Origin of the sequence: Acinetobacter sp. UBA801 (genome assembly GCA_002296655.1) — a bacterium.
Classification (GTDB): Bacteria; Pseudomonadota; Gammaproteobacteria; order Pseudomonadales; family Moraxellaceae; genus Acinetobacter.
The window spans coordinates 37,690-43,802 of record DBIN01000042.1 but is presented as its reverse complement, the minus strand read 5'-3'; the positions used below and the strand labels follow the sequence as shown (position 1 = coordinate 43,802).

The 6,113-nt window shown below is 40.9% G+C and carries 5 protein-coding genes, 4 tRNA genes and 1 pseudogene; 3 read left to right on the top strand and 7 right to left on the bottom strand.

Features of this window, described 5'->3' with window-relative positions; genetic code table 11:
• The 3 genes and pseudogenes from B2W49_RS08700 to B2W49_RS08690 all read left to right on the top strand — a co-directional run.
• Positions 1–627 (top strand): YfiR family protein (locus B2W49_RS08700; RefSeq protein ID WP_291338807.1); only part of this gene is annotated, 627 nt, incomplete at its 5' end.
• Positions 624–1,859 (top strand): diguanylate cyclase domain-containing protein, encoded by a 1,236-nt coding sequence (locus B2W49_RS08695; protein WP_291338806.1) that lies wholly within the window; start codon positions 624–626, stop codon positions 1,857–1,859. The genes B2W49_RS08700 and B2W49_RS08695, both read left to right, overlap by 4 nt.
• Positions 1,852–2,330, top strand: a pseudogene (locus B2W49_RS08690) (OmpA family protein). Before B2W49_RS08695 ends, B2W49_RS08690 begins: the two are co-directional and overlap by 8 nt.
• A gap of 180 nt (positions 2,331–2,510) precedes the next feature.
• Here the strand turns inward: B2W49_RS08690 and B2W49_RS08685 are convergent.
• The 7 genes from B2W49_RS08685 to B2W49_RS08655 form a co-directional block, all read right to left on the bottom strand.
• Positions 2,511–2,587, bottom strand: a tRNA-Pro gene (locus B2W49_RS08685).
• 18 nt (positions 2,588–2,605) lie between these two features.
• Positions 2,606–2,681, bottom strand: a tRNA-His gene (locus B2W49_RS08680).
• Between the two features lie 37 nt (positions 2,682–2,718).
• A tRNA-Arg gene (locus B2W49_RS08675) sits at positions 2,719–2,795 on the bottom strand.
• A 46-nt stretch (positions 2,796–2,841) separates the two neighbouring features.
• Positions 2,842–2,918: transfer RNA gene (locus tag B2W49_RS08670), tRNA-Pro, on the bottom strand.
• A gap of 154 nt (positions 2,919–3,072) precedes the next feature.
• The gene (nadA, locus tag B2W49_RS08665) at positions 3,073–4,140 is read right to left on the bottom strand and encodes a quinolinate synthase NadA (protein ID WP_291338805.1); all 1,068 of its coding nucleotides are present in this window, start codon (positions 4,138–4,140) and stop codon (positions 3,073–3,075) included.
• Positions 4,141–4,290: 150 nt separating this feature from the next.
• A complete protein-coding gene (argJ, locus tag B2W49_RS08660) occupies positions 4,291–5,511 on the bottom strand; it encodes a bifunctional glutamate N-acetyltransferase/amino-acid acetyltransferase ArgJ (protein WP_291338804.1) in 1,221 nt (406 codons plus the stop codon).
• A 194-nt stretch (positions 5,512–5,705) separates the two neighbouring features.
• Complete coding sequence (locus B2W49_RS08655; RefSeq protein ID WP_291338803.1) at positions 5,706–6,062, bottom strand: hypothetical protein; 357 nt, start codon at positions 6,060–6,062, stop codon at positions 5,706–5,708.
• Between the last annotated feature and the right edge of the window lie 51 nt (positions 6,063–6,113).

Below are 6,113 nucleotides of genomic sequence, written 5' to 3'. Positions count from 1 at the left end.
CAAATGGTTATTTATTCGGCAAAATATTTTAAATCTGTATCATTCTTGCTCAAAATTAGCAGTAGGCTTATTTTCAAATTTTGGCTACACTATTTTTATGTTTATTCGTGTTGTGTCGAAATGACTCAAATTTTTAAAATAATAACCTTGCTGTCATTTGTAGCAATACTAACGCCTACTTTTTTGTATGCTGCACCCACATCAAATCTTTATAACACTACATTTTCTATTTTATCTTACGCAAAATGGGAACATGACACGCCCAAGCTTTGCATCATAGACAATAATGTGATGGCACAACAATTTAAAAATGCCAAGCATTCACATCACAACTATGACATTCAATCTATTTCCCTTAGAAATATTGCACAGAGCAACTGCCAAATTTTAATTTTTTCGACGCTTTCTTTAGTACAAGAACAACATACTCTAAATACTCAAGTACAATTTCCTGCTTTATCTATTAGTATGAACAATCTAGAGTGTGAAACAGGTAGCGCATTCTGCATCTATAAGAAAAATCAAAATTATGCCTTTAAAGTCAATATGGAAAGCTTAACCCAGTCTAAAGTGCATATTGATCCGCGTGTGTTGTTGCTTGCTAAAACCACGGAGTCTAACTCATGAAGCAGTTATACTCTCCAATTACCTTACATCAATTATTCACCCGTTCTCAACTCACTATTTTTGTTTTAACTTTTACGATTTGCTCTGGTATTTTTTTGGTGATTTCAACCTACACCATGAATACTTATGCCAAAAGCAGCCTAAAAAACTTGTCTGCTGCGTTAAATGAACGTATTCAGCCTGCAGTGGTTTTTAACGATCAAATGACGCTCAACAATATTCTCTCAGAACATACGCAGCGTTATTCTATTCGTTCGATTGAAGTACTCTCACCGAAACAAACGCGTATAGCTTTTATTGAGCAGCAAGACTTAGATCATTTCTCAATCCAAGCCCTATTGGACTATTTGTTTTTTAATCATCCTGTTCGGCTGAGTATTCACCATGATCAGCAAAACTATGGCAAATTGATAGTGTATGGAAACTCTAGTGACTTGGTCAGTTTCTTTTATAAAATCATTTTAGGATTAATTTTTAGTTTTATTTTGCTTTTAATTGCTGTGTTTTGGTCAATCAACTCAATTTATCAATATCTCATGCAATCTTTAACTTCCATTGTCAGCTCAGCACGTGAGATCAGCGCAAACAAGAATTACAAACTGCGCGTTTCGAGTTCAGATATTCAAGAACTTCATCAACTGAGTTGTGCTTTTAATGCCTTACTCAATGAGATTGAACAATCCCATAAAAATTTATTGTTTGAAAATCATAAACTGCGATTTCAGTCGCAATATGACAACTTGACGCAGTTACCAAATCGTAATTATTTTTATGAAACACTGTTTAAACTGTTCACCCAGCCTTCCGCTAAAGCTGCAGTATTTTTTTTAGATATTAATAATTTTAATCAAATCAATAATCAATTTGGACATTTGACTGGCGATAATATTTTACGTGATTCATCACACTGTCTGATTCAGCTTTTGCCCTCACATGCGTTTGTTGCGCGTTTAGGTGGAGATGAATTTGCAGTGATCTTAACTGGCTCATATTCCACTACAGAATTAGAGGATTATTGTGAAAAGATTCATGGATGTTATGCCTCTACATTTAGGTATGAACAACAACAAGTTTCCCTAAATGTCAGTATTGGCGTAGCCTTGATTGAATATGCCAAAACTCCTGAAAATTTAATTGCCGATGTCGATCGCGCGATGCTCAAAGCCAAACGTGATCAATCAAAATGGTATATTTCACCTCAATCAAACAATAAACAGGTTCCTTATGCTTAAAAAGGTTCTGATCAGTACACTTATTCTGGTTATGGTTTCACTCAGTGCTTGCATGAGTTTGGGGAATGTCAGCTATAAGCAAGCACGCATGCTAAAACAAGAAGGCTTTATTTTAAGTGATGAGGGTTGGACGTTAGCCCTGCCTGAACGCTTATTATTTGGTTTTGATGAATATGCTATTCAAAATAACCAAAAAAAAAACGCTTGAACCAATTGGCGCAACAGCTGCATAAATATGACTTGGATAAACTTATATTTATTGGTCATACTGATAACGTAGGTTTAGCTAGCTACAATCAAACCCTTTCAGAAAAACGAGCCCAAAGTGTGGCTCAGATCTTTTTAGATCAAGGTTATGAAAGAAAAAATATTCTGGTGATTGGGCGCGGTGCAACACAACCGATGGTGAGCAATGACACACCTGCAAATCGTGCCACTAACCGACGCGTCAATGTGACGATTGTGCCTTAATACACAAAGCACAAAAACTTTCCTTATTTTAGCCTCATTTTTGAGGCTTTTTTATGCTGTCCAATCACGAATATGAAATATTTTGAAACTCATAAGGTTTTCATACATTTCAGACATAAAAAAACCGCTTAACGCGGTATCTTTATTGACTTGACCATTTCTATTTAGCATCTTAGAAAGTGGTCGGAGCAGTAGGATTCGAACCTACGACCCCCTGGTCCCAAACCAGGTGCACTACCAGGCTGTGCTATGCTCCGTTTATCTCTTAAAGAGATTGGGGTGAATGACGGGATTCGAACCCGCGACAACTGGAATCACAATCCAGGGCTCTACCAACTGAGCTACATCCACCATCATGTTCGGTTCTTTTATACCAAGCTACCGAAAATGGCGCGCCTGACAGGATTCGAACCTGTGACCATCCGCTTAGAAGGCGGATGCTCTATCCAACTGAGCTACAGGCGCATGACCGATGATACGTAATATCATGCGATACGTTGCCTTGAAGAATTGGTCGGAGCAGTAGGATTCGAACCTACGACCCCCTGGTCCCAAACCAGGTGCACTACCAGGCTGTGCTATGCTCCGATTCATCTCAGCTTTTTATGTAACGCACTATCGTGCGGTACGGTGTGCATTCTAGGCGTGACGCCCGGAGACGTCAACACCTATATTTAAAAAAAATTAAAAAAAAGCTTCAACCGTATATTTATCAAACATTTTTGATATTTTTCAATCAATTTTAGCGTTTTAAGCTCGCATTGAAATTCAACATACGATCTAGTGGTAATTTAGCGCGTTCTGCCAAAGCAGGTTCGACGAATACTTCTTGATCCCCCGTTTGCAATACATGCAAAATTCCATCTAATTCATTCATCGCCATCCACGGGCAATGCGCGCATGAACGACAGGTTGCACCCTCACCTGCAGTGGGCGCTTCAATTAGAATTTTATTCGGTACAGCTTGTTGCATCTTGTAGAAAATACCGCGGTCAGTTGCCACAATTAAACGCTCGTGTGGCAAAGTTTTTGCCGCCTGAATAAGTTGCGAGGTACTGCCGACTGCATCAGCCACATCAACAACTGATTCTGGTGATTCTGGATGAACCAAAACTGCTGCATCAGGATACAAGGCTTTCATATTGGCAATACCGCGTGAACGGAATTCTTCATGCACAATACACGAGCCCTCCCAAAGCAGCATATCTGCGCCAGTTTTCTTTTGAATATAGCGTCCCAAGTGCTGATCTGGCGCCCAAATAATTTTTTCACCTAAACTATCGAGGTGTTCAATAATTTCAACCGCACAGCTTGAGGTAACGACCCAATCCGCACGTGCTTTTACCGCAGCTGATGTGTTGGCATAAACAACGACTATATGATCAGGATGCGCATCACAGAAGCGGCTAAACTCATCGACAGGGCAACCTAAGTCTAGTGAACAAGTCGCTTCTAAAGTTGGCATAAGAATTGTTTTTTCTGGCGATAAAATTTTGGCAGTTTCGCCCATAAACTTTACCCCAGCCACGACTAATGTGGTTGCCGCATGATCACGACCAAAACGTGCCATTTCCAATGAATCTGAAACACAGCCACCTGTTAATTCAGCCAGTTCCTGTACTTCAGGATCGCAATAGTAATGGGCGACCAAGACAGCATTCCGCTTTTCGAGTTCTGCTTGAATTTGCGCAAATTTTTCTTGCTTGGCTTGCTCACTCAAATGATGTTCTTTGGTTTCGCCCAAGCGATCTAAATGCGCCTGCACAATTGATTTGGCTTCATTGGCAATTAAATTGGTCGCATCATTCATAACAACGTCTTCTCTATCTTCATGCTTGCCCGAACACAAGCTTACCCAAGTCACTGATGATATGGAGGCAATTTGCTCATTCACCAGACCTTTGCCGATTCAATGCTAAAAAAGCCTCACAACGGAGGCTTTATCACTCAATTTGAATTTTTACGAACGGTAATCCGCGTTAATCTTGACATAATCGTAAGATAAGTCACAAGTATAGACTGTATCTGTCGCTTGACCACGTCCTAAATTTACACGAATGGTCATTTCAGTTTGCGCCATGACACGTGCGCCCGCTGCTTCGGTATAGTCGGCAGCAGCACCGCCATCTTTGCAAATTTGCACATCATCTAACCAAACCTGAATTTTTTCAACATCTAAATTTGGCACGCCTGCATAACCAATCGCAGCAAGAATACGTCCCCAGTTTGGATCTGAGGCAAAAATAGCAGTTTTTACCAATGGCGAATGCGAAATGCTGTAAGCAATATCACAACATTCTTGGGTATTGGCACCACCTTCAACACGAACCGTGATGAATTTCGTTGCACCTTCACCATCACGAATAATCAATTGCGCCAAACGCAACATCACACGATTCAAAACATCTAACACTAAAGCATAACGCGGATCATTTTCACTACAAATTTCAGTGCCACCCGCCTGACCTGTCGCCACCAAAATACATGAATCATTGGTCGAGGTATCGCCATCTACAGTAATACGGTTAAACGATTGTTCTACGCTGTGCTTGAGCAATTGCTGTAAGATGTCACGTTGAATTGGTGCATCGGTTGCAACATAACTAAGCATGGTCGCCATATTCGGGCGAATCATACCTGCACCTTTAGAAATGCCTGTCATGCTATAAGTAATGCCATCTAACTCAAACTGCTCAGATGCACCTTTTGGTGTGGTATCTGTGGTCATAATACCTGTCGCAGCATCATGCCAAGCATCCTCACGTAACGATGCCAATGCAGGCGCTAAGCCTGTGACCAAACGCTCAATGGGTAATTGTTCGCCAATCACACCTGTAGAAAATGGCAAAACTTCTTGGGTAGAGACACCTGTCAACTCAGCCAATTTGGCACAAGTAATTTCTGCATTTTGCATCCCCAATTTGCCTGTACCCGCATTGGCATTGCCTGTGTTAATGACCAAATAACGTGGACTGCCTTGAGCCAAATGTGCTTTAGATACATGCACAGGCGCGGCGCAGAATGCATTTTGAGTAAATACACCCACCACATTTGAGCCTGTTGCAAATTCAAAAATAACCAGGTCACGTCGGTTCTGATAACGCACATAAGCCTCTGCTGAACCAATTTTTACACCTTTGACCACATGCATGTGTGGCATAGAGACGTCACCAACTGCCATTTTGAAATTTCCAGTATAAATTTGAGAATGTCACAGCTTAGTGGAAAATGAAGAAAAAATCGAGCATCCGCCTGTGTCGTTTCGCTTTTTGTTTATGTAGGCACTGAAATATAAAAACCAGCCGTTTAGACTGGTTTTCATCTTCACTTTAATACATCAGCACCTGAAGTTGTACTGATTGAACTCTATTTGGATTATGGCGTGGTCGCAACCACGGTTTCACCCAATAAAGCCTGTTTTGCACGTTCTTGACTTGCTGCAGATAAAGCAGGATTGGCAGCCACAATACGATTTACATTTGCAGCATTTGCAGGTGCAATCGCTGCGGTATGCAACACGATTGGACGCTGATCTGGATTGGCAAAGGTATAACGAATACCTGTGCGTGGGCTTGCCACAGTCACATGCCCATTATCCACCTGTACCTGTGCTGTAGTCGGCCCGACAGCAGCTTGTACTTTTGCAGGCGTTGTCGTGGTTGCCGTATTAGCAAATGCGAAGCTAGGCAGGCTCAAGGCAACAATCATTAAAGGTCGTAATACTTTTTTCATTTTTTGTTCCACACGTGGATATTGCATGTGCAATTAAATAGCATTTAATTC